Genomic DNA, 19,027 nt, shown 5'->3' with positions numbered 1-19,027 from the left:
TATGTCGCGTTTCGCTTTATTCAAACTGGCCGCGTCTGCGTGCTTCCTCGTCGCCTTGCCGACGTTTGCCACGGACAAGGCACGCACGCTCGACACCTTCGATACGGCGACAGGTTGGGCAGCGATCCACACCGATGATGTGTCGGCTACGCTGCGCCCGATGCCCGGACGCGTGGGACAGGCCATCTGCCTCGCCTACGATTTCAACGGCGTGTCGGGCGCAGCGTCGATACGCAAAACCCTGCCGATCGACTACCCGGATGGCTTCGCGCTGAGTTTCGACGTGCGCGGCCACATGCCGCCAAACACCTTGCAGCTGAAGCTGGTCGACGATAGCGGCGACAACGTCTGGTGGTTCCAGCAACCGCACTTCGTGCCGACCGGCACGTGGACAACCGTCCAGGCGACGAGCCGCCAGGTCGAGTTCGCGTGGGGGCCTGTCAAAGACCGCGCCTTGCGTCATACGCGCGATATCGAGTTCGTCGTCTATGCCGAGGCGCAACCTGGGCAGGCGGCGAATCGTGGCGAGGTCTGCTTCGACAATCTTCGTCTCACACCGCGAAAGCCGGAGGCGGTGGCCGTGCCGCTACCGACGCCGAACGCCGTGTTCGAGTCGCGTGCCAGGCAGGTACGTCGCGGACTTTACCCGCGCGGCTTCTCGGGTGAGCAATCGTACTGGACCATCGTCGGTGTGGACGGCGGCAGTCGTGATTCCGCGCTGCTCTCCGAAGACGGTGCGGTGGAAATCGCACGCGGCGGCTTTTCCATCGAGCCCTTTCTCGTCTCTGGCGGCAAGCTCATCACCTGGGCGGATGTCACGACGACGCAGTCGCTGCGCGACCGCTATCTCCCGATGCCGTCGGTGCGCTGGGCGACAGGTGGACTCACCCTCGATACAACGGTATTCGCACAGGGTCCTGCCGGTGCCTCGCGGTTGCTGCTGAGCTATCGGGTCGCGAACGACAGTGACACCGCGCGCGATGTGACACTGGCGCTCGCCACGCGCCCGTTTCAGGTGAATCCGCCGACGCAGTTCCTCAATGCGCCGGGTGGTACCAGTCCCATCCACGATCTTGCGTGGGATGGTCGGGCATTGACCATCAATGGTGCACGCAAGGTGGTGCCCTTGCAGGCGACGACCGCCTTCGTCGCCAGCGCCAGTGCGCCGAACGCGCTCGGTGAACGACTGGATGCAGGCGAACGCCCGAGCATGAAGGCGATTCACGACGCGGCGGGCTTCGCTCAAGGTGCGTTGCTGTACGACCTGCATGTACCGGCGCATGGTCACGTCGATCTTGGCGTCGTCGTGCCGGTGAAACAGGGCGACGTGGTTGACGTGCCCGCGGACGCTGGCACCTGGCTGGCCGCCCAGGCCGACGCCGTCGCCGCGGTCTGGCACGAAAAGCTCGATCGCGTCGACATGACGGTACCGTCCACGGCGCAACCCATCGTCGACACCATGAAGAGCGGCGTCGCGCAGATGCTCATGTCGCGTGACGGGCCTGCGCTGCAGCCCGGTACGCGCTCGTATGCACGCACCTGGGTGCGCGACGGCGCGATGATGCTCGAAGGGCTGCTCCGCACGGGCCACGAAGATGTCGCCTCTGCCTTCATCCGCTGGTACGCACCGCACCAGTTCTCCAGCGGAAAGGTGCCGTGCTGTGTCGACGCGCGCGGTTCCGATCCGGTACCCGAGAACGATAGCCACGGCGAACTCATCTTCAGCGTGGCCGAACTCTGGCGCTACACGCACGACCGCGGCACCGTTGATGCGCTGTGGCCGCATGTCGAGAAAGCCGTGACGTACATGGACACGCTACGTGCCAGCGAGCGGCAGCCGGCGCGCCTGCGGAATGCCGATCGTCCGCTCTATGGCCTGATGCCTGCCTCGATCAGCCACGAGGGCTATTCGACCAAGCCGATGCATTCGTACTGGGACGACTTCTGGGCACTCAAGGGCTACGACGATGCCGTCGAACTCGCTGCCGCGCTCGGTCGCGCGGACAAGGTCCCGGCATACACGGCTTCGCGCGATCAGTTCCGCGGCGATCTGCATGCGTCCATCGAGGCGGCCGTGAAGGCGCGCGGCATCGACTTCATTCCGGGTTCGGCCGAGCTTGGCGACTTTGACGCTACCTCGACCACGATCGCGTTGTCGCCGGGCGGCGAGCAGGCACGCCTGCCGAAGGCGTTGGTCGAGCGCACCTTCGAGAGGTACTGGCAGGGATTCGTGGCGCGGCGCGACGGCCAGGTGGCGTGGGAGGACTACACGCCCTATGAGGTGCGAACGATCGCCACCTTCGTCCGGCTGGGCTGGCGAGACCGTGTCAACGACCTCATCGCGTTCTTCTTCGCCGATCGCCGGCCGGCCGCGTGGAACCAGTGGGCGGAGGTCGTCGGCCGCGACCCGCGCAAGCCGCGCTTCGTCGGCGACATGCCCCACGCGTGGATTGCCTCGGACTTCGTCCGATCGGCACTCGATCTGTTTGCCTACGACCGCGAGGCGGACGGCAGCATGGTCCTGGCAGCCGGCGTGCAGCCTGGATGGCTGGAAGGCGAGGGCATCGCCATTCGCGACCTGCGCACGCCTTACGGGCGTCTGGGCTACACACTGGTGGCAAAGGGAGCACAAGTCACCCTGACCATCACCCAGCCCATCCATCCGCCGGGCGGCCTGATCCTCTCGCTCCCTTCAGGCGAAACGAAGATCCCCCCGAACGCCAGCACCTTCAAAGCCACCCTGTAGGAGCCGATTCATCGGCGATCCCGCGCCAGCGGGCCAGACAGGGCGAAAGGCCCAGGCTTAGTGCGTAGCGACCCGCGTCCGCAACAGCGCATCCACCGCCTGCTGCCACTCCGCCGATCCCGGCTTCGCCTGCGGAGCCTCTTCGCCCAGCTTGGTATTCACTGCCTGGTCCCAGGCCGGGGTATCCGGTTTCGGACCATGGCCGTCATCGCTGATGGCCAGGGTCTTATCGACCCAGGCGAACCAATCGGGCGATCCCAGCACGGGGTTTGCGGGCGCGGTCTTACCGGGCGCCGGGGCAGACGCCGTCGTCGTCTCAGCCGAGGGTGCAGCCGTTGGCGCGGGCGCTTGCGACGGTGAACACGCCGCAATGATGAGAGCTGCCGTGATGGGCACGGCGGTAAAAAGGAAGCGCATGGGCAATGAAATCCTCGCGAATGCCGATGCGCCGATGCTAAAGGGCCGTTCCCGTCCGGCACTTAAACAGGGTGGGGAACTTCTCGTGCTTGTTCAGGTTTGGGGTTCTTGTTGGAGTCGGCGAATTGGCCCGCTGCGCGGGATCGCCGATGAATCAGCTCCTACAGGGGCCGATTCATCGGATATGGGGGAGCCGATTCGTTGGATACGAGGAACCGTCAGAACTTGCCGGCGCGAAAATCCGCGATCGCTTCGTGAATCTGCACCGGGGTGTTCATGACGAACGGGCCGTAGCGCGCGACAGGTTCAGCGAGCGGACGGCCGGCGACGACCAGGACACGAGCGGACTCGTCGGCCGCGAAGGTCACCGTCTTTCCCTTGGACAACACCGCCAGCTCACTACGCGCCAGCGATTCACCCGCCACCACTGCGGCCTTCCCATCGAACACATAGGCAAACGCGCTGTGTCCTTCGGGCAGATCGAGTTCGAAACGCGCACCTGCGTCGAGGGCGATATCGAGATAGACCGGCTCAGTCGCCACGGCGGACACCGGACCCTTCGCGCCTGCCAGTTCGCCGGCAATGACGCGCACGGCCACGCCTTCCACCGGATGCACCAGCGGAATGTCCGAAGGCGGGATGTCCTGATAGCGCGGCTCGACCATCTTGTCTGTCGCCGGGAGGTTCACCCAGAGCTGGAAGCCCCACATGAGCCCTTCTTCCTGCTGCGGCATTTCCGAATGCAGGATGCCGCGCCCTGCCGTCATCCACTGCACGCTGCCCGGACCGAGATCCCCGCGGTTGCCGTGGTTGTCGCCGTGCTGCATGCGCCCGGCGAGCATGTATGTGACGGTCTCGAACCCGCGGTGGGGATGCTCGGGAAAGCCCTCGATGTAGTCGCCGGGCTGGTCGGAGCGAAACTCGTCGAGCAGCAGGAAGGGATCGAGCATGTCGAGGGCGGGCTGGCCGATCACGCGCTTGAGTTTCACGCCGGCGCCGTCGGCGGTGTCCATGCCGCGAACGCGGCGGACGATGCTTCGTTGGGTCATGACGGGTCTCCGGTAGCTGATGCGACCAAAGATGACGCCAATCGGCGACGGGGCCAAGACGCGTCCGGTGAACGATCTGTCCTGTGGGAGCCGCTTCAGCGGCGAAAGGCCAACGGAGCGGTGACGCGGCAACGCCTATCGCCGCTGAAGCGGCTCCCACATGGAAAACAGTCAGCGCTTTCTTAATGCACCCAGTGGCCCGAGCGCTGCCGCGGCGGGCCTTCTTCTCCGTCCACGCGCGGGCGGGTCATCGCTGCCAGCTCGTCTTCGGTCGGCGCGTTCTGGCGCCAGTACTCGCCGACGGCATTGAGCACCTCGGGCAACTGGCCCAGGCACTCGTCGTACTCCTCGTCGGTGAGCTTCTCGAACTCGGCATCGGCCTGGAGTACGCCTTCATCCACGGCAAGGGCCATGATCGGGCCGAGCAGCTGCATCAGGTTCGGGTCCTCGGCCAGGCGGTTTTCCCACAGCTGTGCGCGCATGTCGATGCCGCGACTGAAGCCTTCACACCAGCCGGCGGCAGAGAGCATGGGACCGTCTTCGGTGTCGATCTCACCGAGGATGGGCTCATAGGCATCGACGTCGAGTTCAGCGCTGATGGAATCGTTGAGCTTGGCTAGCAGGGCGAGCAGCCGGTTCCCTTCGTCCTCGTCCTCGAAGGCGTCGTGCAGGATCTCGTGCAGCCACTCTTCCGGCTTCACTTCGAGCGGCCCGATGGCGATCGCCGAGAGAAGGCCATGCAAGCCGTCGAGCATCAGGTCACCGTCGCCACCGTGCATCCGCAGGTAGGTATCGAGGACTTCGAGCTCGGCGTCATCCAGCGAGCTGGGCCATTCGGACTTGGGTGTGTTCAAAGCATCAACTCCAGCGCGACGGGCGCGTGGTCGGACGGTTGCTCCCACTTGCGCGGGACCTTGTCGATGATCGACGAGGTTACCGACGATTTGAGCGCATCGCTGATCAAGATGAGGTCGATCCGCAGGCCCATGTTGCGGCGGAACCCGGCCTGGCGGTAGTCCCACCAGCTGAAGAGACCGGCTTCGTCGTTGAACATGCGAAAACTGTCGTGAAGGCCGACATCGAACAGCGCCTGCAGTGCCGCGCGCTCGGGCGGGGAGCAGAAGATGTCTTCGCCCCAGGCCACGGGGTCGTATACGTCGCGGTCGTCGCGGCAGATGTTGAAGTCGCCCAGCACGACCAGCTTCGGATACTTCAGGATCTGCTGCTCGAGGAAGTCGCGGACCTTCGCCAGCCAGTGCAGCTTGTAGGTGTACTTCTCGTCACCCAACGCCTTGCCGTTAACCACGTACAGATTCACGACACGGATATCGCCGACGGTGGCAGCGAGGATGCGCCGCTGCGGATCGTCCAGGCCCTCGACATCGGTGACGACATCGGTCAGCTCACCGCGCGCGAGGATAGCCACGCCGTTATAGGTTTTCTGGCCTGAGAACGCGGCGTGGTAACCCATGGCGGCGATCTCATCCACCGGGAACTTGTCATCGGTGAGCTTGGTTTCCTGCAGCGCGATGATGTCCGGCTGCGCCTCGCCCAGCCATTGCTGGAGATGGGGCAGACGGACCTTCAGCGAATTGACGTTCCACGACGCGATCTTCATGGCGATATTGTAAAGGAACGGCTCAGGCCTGCAGACCGTAGCTCTTCAGCAGTGCATCCGGCTGCGGCTCACGGCCCCGGAAGGCCTTGAACGACTCGAGCGCCGGCCGTGTCGCGCCCACGGCGAGAATCTGCTCGCGGAAGCGCTGTCCGGTCGCACGGTCCAGCACCCCGGCTTCCTCGAACGGCTCGAACGCGTCCGCCGACAGGACCTCGGCCCACAGATAGCTGTAGTACCCGGCCGAGTAACCGCCGGCGAAGACGTGGGTGAAGGCGTGCGGGAAGCGCTGCCAGGCCGGCGGGTACATGACGGCTACTTCGTGGCGCACCTGCTCGAGTACGTCGAGCGGACGGGCGCCCTGCGCGGGGTCGTACTCGAGGTGCAGGCGGAAGTCGAACAGGGCGAATTCCAGCTGGCGAACGAGGAATAACCCGGCATGGAAATGCCGCGCATCCAGCATCCGTTGGTAGAGGTCGTCCGGCAGCGGCTCGCCCGTCTCGTAGTGCCTGGCGAACAGGCGGAGCGCCTCGCGATCCCAGGCGAAGTTCTCCATGAACTGGCTCGGCAGCTCCACGGCGTCCCACTCCACGCCATCGATACCGCCGACCGACGGAATATCGACCTCGGTCAGCATGTGATGCAGGCCGTGGCCGAATTCGTGGAAGAGGGTGAGGACGTCGTCGTGCGTCAGCAGCGCGGGAGCCCCATCGGTCGGCGGCGGGAAATTGCAGGTCAGGAAGGCTATCGGCAGTTGTAGGTGGTCGCCGTCACGGAAACGCGACTCACATACGTCCATCCAGGCGCCGCCGCGCTTGCCCGAGCGCGCGTAGAGGTCGAGGTAAGCGCCGGCAAAGATCGAGCCGTCGGCATTCATCACGTCGTAATAGCGCACATCTTTATGCCAGGTGTCGACGTCATCGCGAGGCGCGAAACGCACGCCATACAGGCGCTCGACCACGGCGAACAGGCCGTCGATGGCGCCGGATGCCGGGAAGTAGGGTTTGATCTGCTCTTCGTCCAGCGCGTAACGCTGCTGACGGAGACGCTCGGAGGCGAAGCCGACATCCCAGGGCTCGAGGTTGTCCAGCTTCAGTTCTTCCGAGGCGAAGCGGCGCAGTTCCTCGAGCTCCTTCTTTGCCACGGGCTTCGCCCGGGCGGCAAGGTCGCGAAGGAAGGCGAGCACGACATCGGGCGACGTAGCCATCTTCGTCGCCAGCGATTCCTCGGCGGCATTGGCAAAGCCGAGCAGTTGGGCAGCCTCGTGGCGCAGGGCCACGATCTTCTCGATGCGCTCTGAGTTGTCGAACTTGCCCTTGTCCGGCCCCTGGTCGGAGGCCCGGGTCTGGTACGCGTAGTACACGGCCTCGCGCAGGTCGCGATTCTCCGCGTAGGTCAGCACCGCCTGCACGCTGGGCTGCTTCAGGGTGACCAGGAAGCCGTCGAGCGACTCCTCACGGGCGTATTCGCGCAGCACGGCGCGGCCCGAGGCGGGAATACCCGCCAGGTCACGCTCGTCGGTGATGTGCTTGCGCCACGCTTCGCTGGCGTCGAGCACCGCATTCGAGAACTCCGTGGTCAGCTTCGAAAGCTCCACGCCGATCTCGCGGAAGCGACTGCGGGCCGGCTCCTCCAGCGCGACGCCCGACAGGCGGAAATCGCGCAGGGCATGGTCGACCGCGGCACGCGCCGCGACGGGCAGTCCGGCGAAGTCACCGCGATCCGCCACGGCCTGGACGGCGGCGTAGAGATCGCGGTTCTGGCCAACCTCAATCCCATGATCGGTAAGCTTTTCTTCAGCCGCGCCATGGGCCTTGCGCAGGGCTTCGGAGTCGGCCACCGAATGCAGGTGGCTGACCGGTGACCAGGCACGGGACAGCACCTGGTCCAGGCGTTCCTGGGCCAGCATCACATGGTCGAAATCCCGCACGGCGTCGGCGGCGGCGATCCGGTCGATGGCGGCGCGCTGCTCGGCGATCAGGCTGTCGATGGCCGGCTCGATGTGTTCCGGACGGATCGCCGAGAACGCCGGCAAGCCGTTGGGGTCGAGAAGGGGATTGGTGCTGCTGTCCATCGGTGATCTCCTGTCAGGCGTCCAGCGTGGTGTTGCGGCCCGGTCAAATCAAGCCAGGTAGTCGTCTTTCAGGCGCACGTAGTTGGCCGCCGAGTAGTACAGCTGCGCCACCTGCGCGTCGCTGAGCACCCTGACCATCTTCGCCGGGTTGCCCAGCCAAAGCTCTCGCTCGCCGACCACCTTCCCGGGCGGGACCACCGCGCCGGCGCCGACGAAGCCGTTCTTCCGGATAACGGCGCCATCCAGCACGGTGGCATGCATGCCGATGAGGCAGCCATCCTCGATGGTGCAGGCGTGGATCACCGCGCCGTGGCCGATGGTCACATCCTCGCCGATGATCGTCGGGAAGCCGCCGGGGGTGTACGGCCCGTCGTGGGTCACGTGGATGATCGCGCCGTCCTGCAGGTTGCTGCGGGCGCCAATGCGGATGTGGTGGACATCGCCCCGGGCGACGGCGCCGGGCCAGACAGAGGCGTCGTCGCCGAGCTCCACGTCACCGATGACGGTGGCCGCGGGGTCGACATAGACCCGCGCGCCGAGGCGGGGATGGATGCCCTTGAAGGGCCGGATCGAGGTAGGCATGGCGCCATTCTAATCGGTCGCGCCACGCCCACCGTGGGCATTACATGAACGCGCCGCCCACGATACGGCCGTCGGCGTCCATCTTCGGGAAGTAGCGGCTGTGGTTCTGGCGCATTTCCCGGGTGGTCATCATGTCCGGGGTGACCAGCATGACGTCCGGGTAGGCCGCGTGGAACTGCTCGGGGGTGGGCTTCGTGGCGATAAAGACATCAAAAGCCTTCATGTCAGTGACGAAACCCGCCGTCGGCTTCGGCTGCGCGGCCGGCCCGGTCTGCGGCGCGGTCTGGCAGGCCACGAGGGCCGCGCCACCGAGCACGGCGGTGAAAAAGAGGATAGCGAGACGATGCATGGCGAGGCTCCTTGCCTGGGGAAGCCCGATTATGGCGCGACAAACGGCTCTGGACGATGAACGCCGTTGCGTCTGCCGGGTTTGTGCACCGGTAAATAAGGCGGCCGCGACAACGACGCGGCCGCCGGCCTTACTTAGTGGAAGCTGCCGCCGACAATGCGGCCGTGCGCGTCCAGCTGCGCGAAGTAGCGGCTGTTATCCGTGCGCATTTCCATGGTCGTGACGTCACCCGGGAGGACGAGGCCCACGCACGAGTAGGCCGCGCGGAATTCGACCGGCGTCGGCTTGCCGGCGATGAACTTGTTGAATGCGTTGCTCTCAACGGTGCAGCGCACTTCGTTGCCGCCATGGATCTGGGCCGTAGCCGCGACCGGGGCGGCGACGAGAAGAGCGAGGGCGAGCGGGCGGAGGTACTTGTTCATGATCAGGCTCCTTGCCTTGATGGATAGGTATGGCGTGCCGTCGCTGACACGCGGTACGACTATCACCCGAAAAGCCCTGAAAAAACCTGAATTCGCCTAGCCGTTTCGCCTACGGATTGCGTCAGCTTTCGCCTCGTCTTCGGCCGTGACGACCCGTTGCTGGGCATCGAGCTTCGCGCCCAGGATGATCAGCGTGTAGTTGGTCGGATCGTAGTCGCGCAGCAACGCGATCTCTCGGCGCGCCTCTTCCAGCTCGCGACGATTGATCTGTCGTTCGATCTCCTGCGAAGCGAACGGCAGTGTCTCGCGCAAGGCATCCTGCGCCGTCGCGTTCTTCGGATCGAGCTGGCTGACGCTGAGGTAGTACTCGTAGGCGTTGTTGCCCTGCGGCGCCACGAGGCGGCCTTCCTTCGTGGCATCGCGCGCCAGGCCGAGGAGGATATCGATTTCCGGCGCCGCACCGGACGACGGGCCGGCATCGCTGCTCACCGTGCCCGAGGCGTCGGTGGAGGATGTCGCCTGGTGGCTGCGAAACGCGACGACGCCAACGATGACCGCAAGTGCGGCCACGCCAACGGCAATAGCTAGAACCGTGCGTCGGGGAAACGCCGCGGTGAGTGTCTGGGACATGGGGGTGGTTCCGTGGCGCACCCGCAACCAGGCCGTCCCCCTGTTGGACGACCCCAGCGGGCTTGTCATCTTGGCGGCGAAATGTTGCAGCGACGTTGCGGTCGTGCCGTCAGGCCCGACGACGGATCGGCCCCTGGCCGGCCCGTCACTCATGTTCAGGCCGCCATCGGCTCACGACCGTAGTTCGCCGAATAAGCGTTCTCCACGCCCGGCAGGATTTCCACGATGGAGAACCAGCGGTCCCATATAGGCGTCTCCCGCATGGCCTCGACCAGCAACTCGTAGGCGTGGTGATCGCGCGCCTCCCACATCCATACGTCGGTGACCCGCGTCGCGTAGAACTCCACGTCGAAAAAGCGGAATCGCACGCGCTCGCGATGCGCATCGATGATCGGCTGGAACACGGACTTGAGGTGACCGAAGCGCTCGTCCGGCGACATGCCGAGCCATTCGGGCTCGGTCTTGACCAGCATGAAGACGGTGAGGGGGAAGGTTTCGGCGGTGCTGTTCATGAGCTTTCCTGTGTGATGTCATGCGACGTGAATAGCCTGCGACCAGGCACTCGCCAGGAAAACTCGCCTTCTCATGCCACCGCGCAAGACCCCTCTGGACCCGCGTAAATCCCCGTCGCAGTCGCGTGCGCGGGTGACCGTCGAGGCGATCCTCGAAGGGGCTGCTCACATTCTGGAACGCGACGGCATCGCCGGTTACAACACGAACGCGGTGGCCGAGCGCGCCGGGGTGAGCATCGGTTCGCTCTACCAGTACTTCCCGAACAAGGACGCCCTGACCGCCGCCCTGGTCGATCGCGAGACCCAGCTCCTCATCGATGACATAGGCGTAGCTGCCGGCCATACCGATACGGCGACACGCGTGCGGGCGATGGTCCGCGCAGCCATCGCCCATCAAACCCGCCGCCCGACGCTGGCTCGTGCCCTCGACCTCGAGGAGCGGCGCCTGCCCTTGCATGAGCGCGACCAGCGGGTGATCGATGCGGTAGGCCGGGCACTCCCCGACGACGGCAGCGCGGGCGTCACGGTCGAAGACCTGCTGGCCATCATCCGTGCCGTCGTGGACGCGGCCGGGCAGCGGGGCGATACGGATCCGGAGGCGCTGGAGACGCGGGTCATGAGGGCCGTGAACGGCTATCTCGGCCAATGACTTCCCCTGCCAACCCGCCACCGCGCTAGGTTTGAGCAAGCCACACGCATCCGGCCACGCTTGAATGGGCCCACTACCCAGGAAAGGAATGCCGTAATGATCTTCGTCCTTGCTCTTCTCATCGGCGTCGTCGCCGGCCTGCGCGCCATGATGGCTCCGGCTGCCGTGGCCTTCGCTGCCCGCTTCGGCGGCCTTGCGCTCACCGGAACACCGCTGGCCTTCATGGGCTACGCATGGACACCGTGGATCCTCGGGATCGCCGCCGTTGGCGAACTGATCACCGACCAGCTGCCTTCCACGCCGAGCCGGAAGATTCCGGTCCAGTTCGGTACCCGTGTGGTCACGGGCGCCCTGTCCGGCGCCTGCATCGGCGCCGCACACGATGCGCTGGTCATCGGCCTGGTCGCCGGCGCCATCGGTGCCGTCCTTGGCACGCTGGGTGGTTCGGCATTGCGCACGAAGATGGCCGCCGCGTTCCGCAGCGACCGTCCGGCGGCCATCGTCGAAGACATCGTCGCGATCGCCCTTGCCGCGCTGGTCGTCTTCTTCGCCTGACTTTCGACGGCGCGCCGTCGTCAGAACTTCGCGTTGAGGTTCACGAAGTACTGGCGCGGCGCACCGGCCATCAGGGTCTGGTTGTAACCGTCCGGGTCGGAGGCGACGTAGCCGTTCGTGCCGGTAGACGCGAAGTAGCGCTTGTCGAACAGGTTGGTCACGTTGAAGCCGATGCTCATTTCCTTCAGCACCGAGAGATTGCCGATGTCGTACGCGAGACCGGCATCGACCACCCAGTACGACGGTACGGACGAATCGTCGGTGTAGGTGATATAGCGACGACCGGTGTACTTGCCTTCGACGTTGGCGCGCCAGCCCGCGATCTCGTAGCTTACCGAGCTGGAGAACATCGTCTTCGGTACGCCAACCACGTACTTGCCCGCCGTGTGGACGGTGCCCGAGTTCTGGTAGTCATCCTGGTACTTGGAATTGTTATACGAGAACGAGTTGAGCCAGCTCAGTCCCTGTACCGGCTTCCACAGGAAAGCCACGTCCGCACCGCGGCTCTTCACGTCGCCCACGTTGTTCAGCGACGCGGCGCAGGTCACGACCGCCGGGCAAGGCGTCGTTGCCAGCAGGCGATTCTCGAAGCGCGTGTAGAAGAGGCCCAGCGAGGCCTCGAAGGTTTCGCCGTGCGCGCGATAGCCGGTCTGCCAGGTCTGCGACTCTTCCGGCTTCAGGTGGTCTTTCGCCGCATCGAACGCCGCCTGTGACGTGCTGAAGGGCGTGATGCCAAAAGCGGAGATGTTCTTCGCATACGAGGCGTAGACGTCCTGGTTGGCATCGAGCTTGTAGTCGATACCGGCCTGCGGCAGGAAGCCCTTCTTCGCGCGCATCTGGCCCTGCGCGAACGCGGTGGTCGGCACCAGTGAGGTCGCGTCGGTGGTCACGCGCAGCGACTTCGCGCCGAAGTTGATCGTCAGCTGGTCGTCAAGAAGGTGGATCGTGTCCTCGGCGTAACCCATGCGCGTCTTGGTTTCGTAGTGCTGCAGGAAAGCCCGCAGGAACGGATCCTGGTCGTTATAGACCGTGTACAGCGCCGTGTACTGGCCATTCAGCGTGAAATAGTTGCGCTCCTGGTTGGTGTTCGAATCCTCGCCCCAGATACCGACCTCAATGTCGTTGTTGCCGAGGTTGAACTTCAGCGCCGACGTAATGCCGTAACGATCCAGCCCATAGTCGGTGGTACGCATCGAGATGGGCATGGTCGGCGAGGATGCCTGGTACGGCGTGGCCCACTGACCCTCGCCGCGATCGGCGTGGTAATAGCCCGTGGTGTCGAGCGTGGCGCCGCCGAGATTGAACGAACCCGACAGCCCGGTCAGCGTGTCACGACGAATGCCGCCGCCGGCATAGTAAGTCGCGTCCCCCTTGTCGTAGTTGGCGGGAAGCCCATTGAGCGAGGCCGGGTACTGCCCCTTGCCGTTCAGCGCGTTGGCGATCTGCACGGCCGAGTTCCAGTCCGGCTGCAGGTAGTCCCAGTTCCAGCCAAGCACGCGCTGGCTGGTCAGGGACAGATCCATGTAGTCGTATTCCTTGCGCTTGCTGCTGTCCACGAAGAGGCTGATGCGGTTGCCATCGCCCCACTGGTACAGCGCCTTCAGGTTGGCCTGGTTCGACTTCTGGTCCCCGAAGCCCTTCCACTTGTCCGTATCCGCATTGGCGAACGAGGCGTACACCGAGAAGCCGTGGTAGTCACCGGAGTCGACGCGGACGAAGGTCCGGTGCGTGGAGTCGGAGCCGAGCACCTGGTTGAGGCGCACACCCGGCGTCATGTCCGGATCGGCCGAATAGAACTGCACGGTACCGCCGAGGTTCGTGTTCGACGCGGTACCCAGCGCGCCGGCGCCCTGGGCGAGTTCCACGGTGGCGAGATTCTCGGTGGTGATAGCGCGCGTGACCTGAAGGCCGTCGGTCACGCCGTAGCCCATGGTGCCGAGCGGAATCCCGTCGAGGGTAAAGCCCAGACGGGACTGGTCGAAGCCGTGCAGGGTGATCTGCGTCGACCACTCGTAAGCGCCCCAGGGATCGGCGGACTGGAACTGCACGCCCGGCAGCTTATCGAGTGCTTTCAGCGCGCTGGTTCCCGGCGTCTGCTGCTTGGTGATCTCCTCGACACCGATGCTCTGGATCTGTCGCGTTTCACCCGGCGCAATCACCGACACGGCGTCTAGCTGCTTCGCGTCCTTTGTGGTCGCGGCGGTGTCTGCCGCCGGCGCCGCCTTGTCGTTGTCGTTGTCGGCGGCGTGGACGAAACCGGCATGCAGCGAAAGCGCAAGCGCGGTGGCGAGGGCGGTGCGACGAAGCGAGGCACGTGCGAACGTCATCGGGTCGATCCCCTGGAGGTGTAAAACCAGGGAGAGTCGCGGTTGCGCATGTATCGCCGTTTACTTACAGATGACGGCTAGTTGACGGTGGTTGAAAGCGTGATGCCGGTGCCTTCGCGGCTTTTTTGTCCAACGCGCAGCTTTCGTCCAAAACCACTTCGGACTTCTGGACGTCCGTAAGCTGTAACGTTTTCCGAAACGCGCTACAGTCGAACGTCAGTCTTCCGGCCGCGTTGTCATGATCGATTGGACCGCCATCACCACCGTTCTTTCCGTGTACGTCGTCGGCGTCGTGCTGCCGGGCCCCAACTTCGTGGCCGTCGCGCACAAGGCCGCCTCGACGACAACGCGCGAGGCACTGGCCCTGGTCGCTGGCGTCGTCGTGGTCAACCTGTTCTGGGCGAGCTGTTCCATCCTGGGTATCGGCATCGTCTTCGCGACCTTCCCATGGATCGCCCTGGCCGTGAAGGTCGTTGGCGCCAGCTACCTGATCTGGTTCGGCGGGCGCCTGATCTCCAAGGCCGGCAGCGCCAGCGCCGCACGGATTTCCAGCGGGGGGCGCAGCCTGGGTCAGGCTTTCCGCACCGGCGTCGCGACCAACATCGCCAACCCGAAGTCGATGGCCTTCTATGCGGCCGTCTTCGCCGCCGCCGCGCCGAAGCACGTCTCGAGCCCCACGTTCGTCGGCATGCTCGCCACTGTAGCGATCGTCGCCGCGGCCTGGTACGGCATCGTTGCCCTCGTGTTCGCGACACCGAGCGTGGCCGCGCGTTACCGACGCGGCAAAGCGTGGATGGATCGCGTCTGCGGCGCCATGATCGTCGCGCTCGGGATTCGCCAACTGGTTCGCTGAAAAGACCCGGTCATACCGACAGCCTAGGCTGTGTCATGAGCAGGAGCTTCCGATGAATGTCGCTGTCCGTCTCGTCTGGCCCACCGTCGCGCTGCTGGCGCTGGCGGGCTGTGCCAGCGCACGTACCACGCCCGTGAACGTCGCAGCAGCACCGGTCGCGCCGATCGCCGTGTCCTGCCAGACCGATGCGATTACCGACCAGCCGTGCATCGCGGCCGCCCGCAAGCGCTGTAGCGCACCCACCGTGGACACCATTCGTCTGGTCCTGGCAAAACAGGTACCCGCCGACGCGCAGGACACGCAGAAGACCGTTTACGAGTACCAGGCGACGTACGCGTGCCCGGCGCAGCCCGTGGCCACGGTGCCCTGAGCGACCCCGTCACGCTGGAACGTAGGTCAACCTGCAGAACCTCTCAGTGGGTGGCCGTCGCCCGCTCCAGGCCGGTGATCCAGTCCATTGCGTAATCCCGATCCGGTCCGCACATCTCCGCATCGGGCCGCAGGCCGCCGCAAACCGTCGGCCGTTCCGGCCGACCGAAGATCGCGCAACGGTTGTCGTCGGTCAGCTGCACGCAGCGCACGCCCGCCGGCTTGCCGTGAGGCATGCCGGGGATGGGCGAGCTGATGGAGGGCGCGATGCAGCAAGCACCGCAGCCCATGCGGCAGGACAAGGACATGTTCATGACCGGGTGGGCGTCAGAACCTCTGGCGCAGGAGGTTGTAGACAGGATCCGTATCCGGCCGCGTACCGTGCCAGCGCTCGAACGCATCCGCGGCCTGTTCCACCAGCATGCCGAGCCCGTCGCGGAAGTAGCGCGTACCTGCCGCGGTGGCCCAGCCTTTGAAGTCCGCTGCGGCAGCCCCGTAACAGAGGTCGTAGCAGGTGCTGTGGTCCTGCAGGATCGACATGGGCAGGTCGAACGTGCCGCCGATGACGCCAATCGAGGTGGCGTTGACGACGAGGTCGAAGCACTTTCCCGTCAGGTCGTCCCAATACCGGGTATGGCAGCGGGCGGGCTCGCCGATGGCGTCGGCCAGTTCGTCGGCGCGCTCCGGCGTGCGGTTGACGATGGTCAGCGTCTCGACGCCTGCATCGAGCAGTGCCCAGGCGACGGCGCGTGCGGCGCCGCCGGCGCCGAGGAGGAGGGCATCGTGCCCGCGCAGGTCGAGCGCGTGACGTCCCGTGATATCTCGGACGAAACCGCTGCCGTCGGTGTTGTGTGCCTGGAGCTTGCCCCCGATCAGTGGGGTGAGCGTGTTGGCCGCGCCGGCGCGGACGGCCGCTTCCGAACGCTCCTGCGCCACGTTCAGGGCGGCGAGCTTGTGCGGCATGGTCACGTTGGCCCCGAGGCCGCCTTCGGCGAAGAAGCGGCGTACGGCCGGCTCGAACTGGTCCGGCGCGGCATCGATGGTCTCGTAGCTCAGGCGGATGCCGAGTTGTTCGGCAAAGGCCTGGTGGATCTGCGGGGACAGCGAATGCGCGATCGGATGACCGAACACGGCAAAACGGTGCGCTTCAGCGCTCATGGACACTCCTGGATCGACGCCGGACCGAATCCGCCCGGTAGGCCAATTCTAACGCGGCCTACTGATAACCGGGCTTGCCGACATCGTCGGCAGACTGCGGTACGCGGCGCATCTGCTCGACCGGGAAACCCTGCTGGCGGGCGATGTCGATCAGACGCTGGTAGACGGCATCGTCCATGGTCCGATCCTTCGACATGATCCATAGCAGTTTGCGTGAGGGTAGGCCCACCATGCTGACGCGGTAGTCATCGGACAGGGCGAGGATCATGTAATCGGAGCGGAACGGCCATAGCAGCTGTACCTTCCAGCGGCTGGCGTCTTTCGGATCGGGCAGCCACGCCTTGCCGTGCCAGGTCTTCGCGGGCTGATCGAAGCCTTTCCGGTAGTGGTAGATGTTGTCGATCTGGCCGTCCGGCCGTAGCGAGTACTCGTCCGCCGTGGCCACCTTGCCGCGCTCGGCAAAGTTGGGAATGTTGCCCATGACGTACCAGGTACCCATGTAGCGGGGCAGGTCCACGGGGCCCACGGTCTTCAGCGGGGCATCGGCGGCGCATCCGGCCGTGGTCATGCCGGCGGCGAGGAGGAGGACCAGGGAGAGTCGGTTCATTGAGGCAGCGTGGTCGGCTGGGCGTCACGGTGGGGTCAACGGGTCGCGATCCCTGAGACGGGGGGTGCCTAGCCTGAGTTCACCGACACCGCGCTCCCGCCCACCACGCCGCCGCTTTCCGGAGTTACGCCATGAACGACACGCTCTCGCCCCGCCGCGTTCGCGCCCTGATCGCCATGGCCTGGCTGGCCGTGGGCACCTTGCTACTGTTGGTGACGCCGCTCTCGGCGCATAGCGAGTCGCTGGGCTGGACGCCGGCGTTCTGGCTGATGCTGGCGCCGGCCAGCGTGCTGGTGGCGATGAAACCGGGGCTACCGCTGTCGCTGCTGGCGTCCCTTGTGGGAGCCGCTTCAGCGGCGATGGGGTGGGTGCCTGGGTCCGGCCCGCTGCCGCGGGATCGCCGATGAATCGACTCCTACAAAATCCTGGGCATCAGGTCTTGATGCCCAGGCGCTTGAGTTCGAGGCGGCGGAGGAACTCCTGCATGATGCGCAGGTAGAGGTCCTCGCCCAGGTAACCGTCCTCGACGCCGGCATCGATCGACGGATTGTCGTTTACCTCGATGACCACGGGTCTGTCACCGACCTGCTTGAGGTCGACGCCGTAGAGACCGTCGCCGATGGTCTGCGTTGCCTTCAGCGCCAGCTTGACGACTTCGGCAGGCGCCTCCCGCACGGGCACCGTACGGAATCCGCCGGATTTGGCCGTGCCCTTGGCGCCGTGGTTGTAGATCTGCCAGTGACCGCGCGACATGTAGTACTGACAGGCATAGAGGGGCTCGTGATTGAGCACGCCGATGCGCCAGTCGAACTCGGTGTACAGGTATTCCTGCGCAATCAGCAACGCGCTGTGCGAGAACAACTCCGCCGCGGCCTTCTCCAGCGCTTCGCGCGTCTCCACCTTGACCACGCCCCGAGAGAACGAACCATCCGGAATCTTCAGCACGATGGGCAGGCCCAGGCGATCGGGCAGTTCGCGCACGCGCCTGGCGTCGTCGCGGTAGATGATCTCCGTGATCGGCGTGGCGAGCTTGCGTGCCACCATCAGATCATTAAGGAAGATCTTGTTCGTGCAGCGCAGGATCGAGGTGGGGTCGTCCATCACCACCATGCCTTCCTTTTCCGCGCGGTGCGCGAAGCGATAGGTGTGGTTGTCGCTGGCCGTGGTTTCGCGAATGAACAGGCCGTCGTATTCGGCGAGGCGCTGGTAGTCGTTCTTGCCGATCGGGTCGACCTCGATACCCAGGTGCTTGCCTGCTTCGATGAAGTGCTTCAGCGCCTTCTTGTTCGAAGGCGGCATGCTTTCGTTCGGGTCGACCAGCATGGCGATGTCGTATCGGAAGCGGCGTCGCGCCTTGGGCTTGCGCCAGAGCTTCTTGGAAAACTTGTCCAGCGCCTGGGCGAAGGCGTCTTCCTGGGCGTCGTCCAGCGTGTGCAGGCCCACGGGTTTGATTGACGAGACCTGCCACACACGCTCGCGCTCGAACTCGATGCGCATCAGCGGGCAGGGGAACATCTCGAAGATCTGCCTCGCAAGATCCTGCAGGTCTTCATAAGCGGTCTCGCCGAAGTAGACGAGCACGCCGAAGTCGGTGGTGTCACGACCACCCGCCGGCAGGAAGTTCGCCAGCTTCTGGTTGAGGTCGTCGATGTCCAGGCCGTAGAGGGAACGACGGCGCAGGTCGTTCACCGTGCGCACCGACGGGATCACCTTGTGGCCGCGCGCTTCCGCCAGCAACGACACGTAGTAGCCGGTGCCGAGGTACTTGTAGCTGCGGCACAGGTTGATGACGTGCGTGCGCTCGTCGTCGCCACCCACCGGCTCACGGAGGTAGTCCATGGCGCTGACGACATCGGCGGATGGGTAATAGGAGCCCCAGTCCGAGGCTTTTTCCACGACGATGACGAGCCGGCTCATGAGACCTCGACAGACGACGAATACCTGCGCGGCGACTCCACCTGGAGTCGTTTGTTTCGTCGGTGGCGCAGTGTGGTCCTCCGGTGCCGCGGCGCACAAGCGCCAGCGATGAAGCCTGTTTAAACGAATTCATGAAAAAGTCATTGATCGACCCGGGCCCGAGGTCTACAGTGCCGCGCTTGCCGATTCTCCCCGT

The 19,027-nt window shown here is 65.1% G+C and carries 21 protein-coding genes; 6 read left to right on the top strand and 15 right to left on the bottom strand.

Annotated features, from left to right (window positions below):
- Position 1: 1 nt before the first annotated feature.
- Positions 2-2,746: a discoidin domain-containing protein gene (locus HB634_RS15010; protein WP_213949108.1), complete on the top strand. Its 2,745-nt coding sequence runs from the start codon at positions 2-4 to the stop codon at positions 2,744-2,746.
- Between the two features lie 57 nt (positions 2,747-2,803).
- On the opposite strand, the gene HB634_RS15005 is transcribed toward HB634_RS15010, so the two are convergent.
- The 10 genes from HB634_RS15005 to HB634_RS14960 form a co-directional block, all read right to left on the bottom strand.
- Positions 2,804-3,163 carry a hypothetical protein gene (locus tag HB634_RS15005; RefSeq protein ID WP_213949107.1) on the bottom strand — a complete coding sequence of 120 codons (360 nt, stop codon included), beginning with the start codon at positions 3,161-3,163 and terminating at the stop codon, positions 2,804-2,806.
- Between the two features lie 218 nt (positions 3,164-3,381).
- A complete protein-coding gene (locus HB634_RS15000) occupies positions 3,382-4,212 on the bottom strand; it encodes a pirin family protein (protein WP_213949106.1) in 831 nt (276 codons plus the stop codon).
- Positions 4,213-4,394: 182 nt separating this feature from the next.
- Positions 4,395-5,066, bottom strand: coding sequence for a YecA family protein (locus tag HB634_RS14995; protein WP_063572242.1), 672 nt, complete (start codon positions 5,064-5,066; stop codon positions 4,395-4,397).
- Positions 5,063-5,830, bottom strand: a complete 768-nt coding sequence (gene xth, locus HB634_RS14990) for an exodeoxyribonuclease III (RefSeq protein ID WP_213949105.1) — start codon at positions 5,828-5,830, stop codon at positions 5,063-5,065. Before xth ends, HB634_RS14995 begins: the two co-directional genes overlap by 4 nt.
- Positions 5,831-5,852: 22 nt before the next feature.
- Positions 5,853-7,901: a M3 family metallopeptidase gene (locus HB634_RS14985; RefSeq protein ID WP_213949104.1), complete on the bottom strand. Its 2,049-nt coding sequence runs from the start codon at positions 7,899-7,901 to the stop codon at positions 5,853-5,855.
- Positions 7,902-7,949: 48 nt separating this feature from the next.
- On the bottom strand, positions 7,950-8,483 hold the full coding sequence (locus HB634_RS14980; protein ID WP_063573590.1) for a gamma carbonic anhydrase family protein: 534 nt from the start codon (positions 8,481-8,483) through the stop codon (positions 7,950-7,952).
- A gap of 40 nt (positions 8,484-8,523) precedes the next feature.
- A complete protein-coding gene (locus HB634_RS14975) occupies positions 8,524-8,832 on the bottom strand; it encodes a hypothetical protein (protein ID WP_213949103.1) in 309 nt (102 codons plus the stop codon).
- 134 nt (positions 8,833-8,966) lie between these two features.
- Complete coding sequence (locus HB634_RS14970; protein ID WP_063573592.1) at positions 8,967-9,254, bottom strand: hypothetical protein; 288 nt, start codon at positions 9,252-9,254, stop codon at positions 8,967-8,969.
- A gap of 96 nt (positions 9,255-9,350) precedes the next feature.
- Positions 9,351-9,884 (bottom strand): hypothetical protein, encoded by a 534-nt coding sequence (locus HB634_RS14965; RefSeq protein ID WP_063573593.1) that lies wholly within the window; start codon positions 9,882-9,884, stop codon positions 9,351-9,353.
- Positions 9,885-10,039: 155 nt separating this feature from the next.
- Positions 10,040-10,396, bottom strand: coding sequence for a darcynin family protein (locus HB634_RS14960; protein WP_213949102.1), 357 nt, complete (start codon positions 10,394-10,396; stop codon positions 10,040-10,042).
- 73 nt (positions 10,397-10,469) lie between these two features.
- Here HB634_RS14960 and HB634_RS14955 point away from each other — a divergent pair, with 73 nt between their 5' ends.
- Both HB634_RS14955 and HB634_RS14950 read left to right on the top strand, forming a co-directional pair.
- A complete protein-coding gene (locus HB634_RS14955; protein ID WP_213949101.1) occupies positions 10,470-11,045 on the top strand; it encodes a TetR/AcrR family transcriptional regulator in 576 nt (191 codons plus the stop codon).
- Between the two features lie 96 nt (positions 11,046-11,141).
- Positions 11,142-11,600 carry a DUF4126 domain-containing protein gene (locus tag HB634_RS14950; protein WP_213949100.1) on the top strand — a complete coding sequence of 153 codons (459 nt, stop codon included), beginning with the start codon at positions 11,142-11,144 and terminating at the stop codon, positions 11,598-11,600.
- A gap of 20 nt (positions 11,601-11,620) precedes the next feature.
- Here HB634_RS14950 and HB634_RS14945 read toward each other — a convergent pair whose 3' ends face one another.
- A complete protein-coding gene (locus HB634_RS14945) occupies positions 11,621-13,927 on the bottom strand; it encodes a TonB-dependent receptor (RefSeq protein ID WP_213949099.1) in 2,307 nt (768 codons plus the stop codon).
- Between the two features lie 238 nt (positions 13,928-14,165).
- On the opposite strand from HB634_RS14945, the gene HB634_RS14940 reads away from it, so the two are divergent.
- Both HB634_RS14940 and HB634_RS14935 read left to right on the top strand, forming a co-directional pair.
- The gene (locus tag HB634_RS14940; protein WP_063572506.1) at positions 14,166-14,780 is read left to right on the top strand and encodes a LysE family transporter; all 615 of its coding nucleotides are present in this window, start codon (positions 14,166-14,168) and stop codon (positions 14,778-14,780) included.
- Between the two features lie 52 nt (positions 14,781-14,832).
- Positions 14,833-15,150, top strand: coding sequence for a hypothetical protein (locus HB634_RS14935; protein WP_063572507.1), 318 nt, complete (start codon positions 14,833-14,835; stop codon positions 15,148-15,150).
- Between the two features lie 43 nt (positions 15,151-15,193).
- On the opposite strand, the gene HB634_RS14930 is transcribed toward HB634_RS14935, so the two are convergent.
- The 3 genes from HB634_RS14930 to HB634_RS14920 are packed head-to-tail and all read right to left on the bottom strand — an operon-like array spanning position 15,194 to position 16,914.
- On the bottom strand, positions 15,194-15,463 hold the full coding sequence (locus tag HB634_RS14930) for a YkgJ family cysteine cluster protein (protein WP_063572508.1): 270 nt from the start codon (positions 15,461-15,463) through the stop codon (positions 15,194-15,196).
- A 13-nt stretch (positions 15,464-15,476) separates the two neighbouring features.
- The gene (gene aroE / locus HB634_RS14925) at positions 15,477-16,307 is read right to left on the bottom strand and encodes a shikimate dehydrogenase (RefSeq protein WP_063572509.1); all 831 of its coding nucleotides are present in this window, start codon (positions 16,305-16,307) and stop codon (positions 15,477-15,479) included.
- A 58-nt stretch (positions 16,308-16,365) separates the two neighbouring features.
- The gene (locus HB634_RS14920; protein ID WP_082879142.1) at positions 16,366-16,914 is read right to left on the bottom strand and encodes a lipocalin family protein; all 549 of its coding nucleotides are present in this window, start codon (positions 16,912-16,914) and stop codon (positions 16,366-16,368) included.
- Between the two features lie 131 nt (positions 16,915-17,045).
- On the opposite strand from HB634_RS14920, the gene HB634_RS14915 reads away from it, so the two are divergent.
- Positions 17,046-17,321, top strand: a complete 276-nt coding sequence (locus HB634_RS14915) for a hypothetical protein (RefSeq protein ID WP_213949098.1) — start codon at positions 17,046-17,048, stop codon at positions 17,319-17,321.
- A 25-nt stretch (positions 17,322-17,346) separates the two neighbouring features.
- Here the strand turns inward: HB634_RS14915 and HB634_RS14910 are convergent, their stop codons facing one another.
- Positions 17,347-18,831: a RimK family protein gene (locus HB634_RS14910; protein WP_063572511.1), complete on the bottom strand. Its 1,485-nt coding sequence runs from the start codon at positions 18,829-18,831 to the stop codon at positions 17,347-17,349.
- Positions 18,832-19,027 lie beyond the last annotated feature (196 nt).

The sequence above is a fragment of the Luteibacter sp. dw_328 genome (assembly GCF_018449605.1).
Lineage (GTDB): Bacteria > Pseudomonadota > Gammaproteobacteria > Xanthomonadales > Rhodanobacteraceae > Luteibacter.
This window is presented reverse-complemented; position numbering and strand designations above follow the sequence as displayed.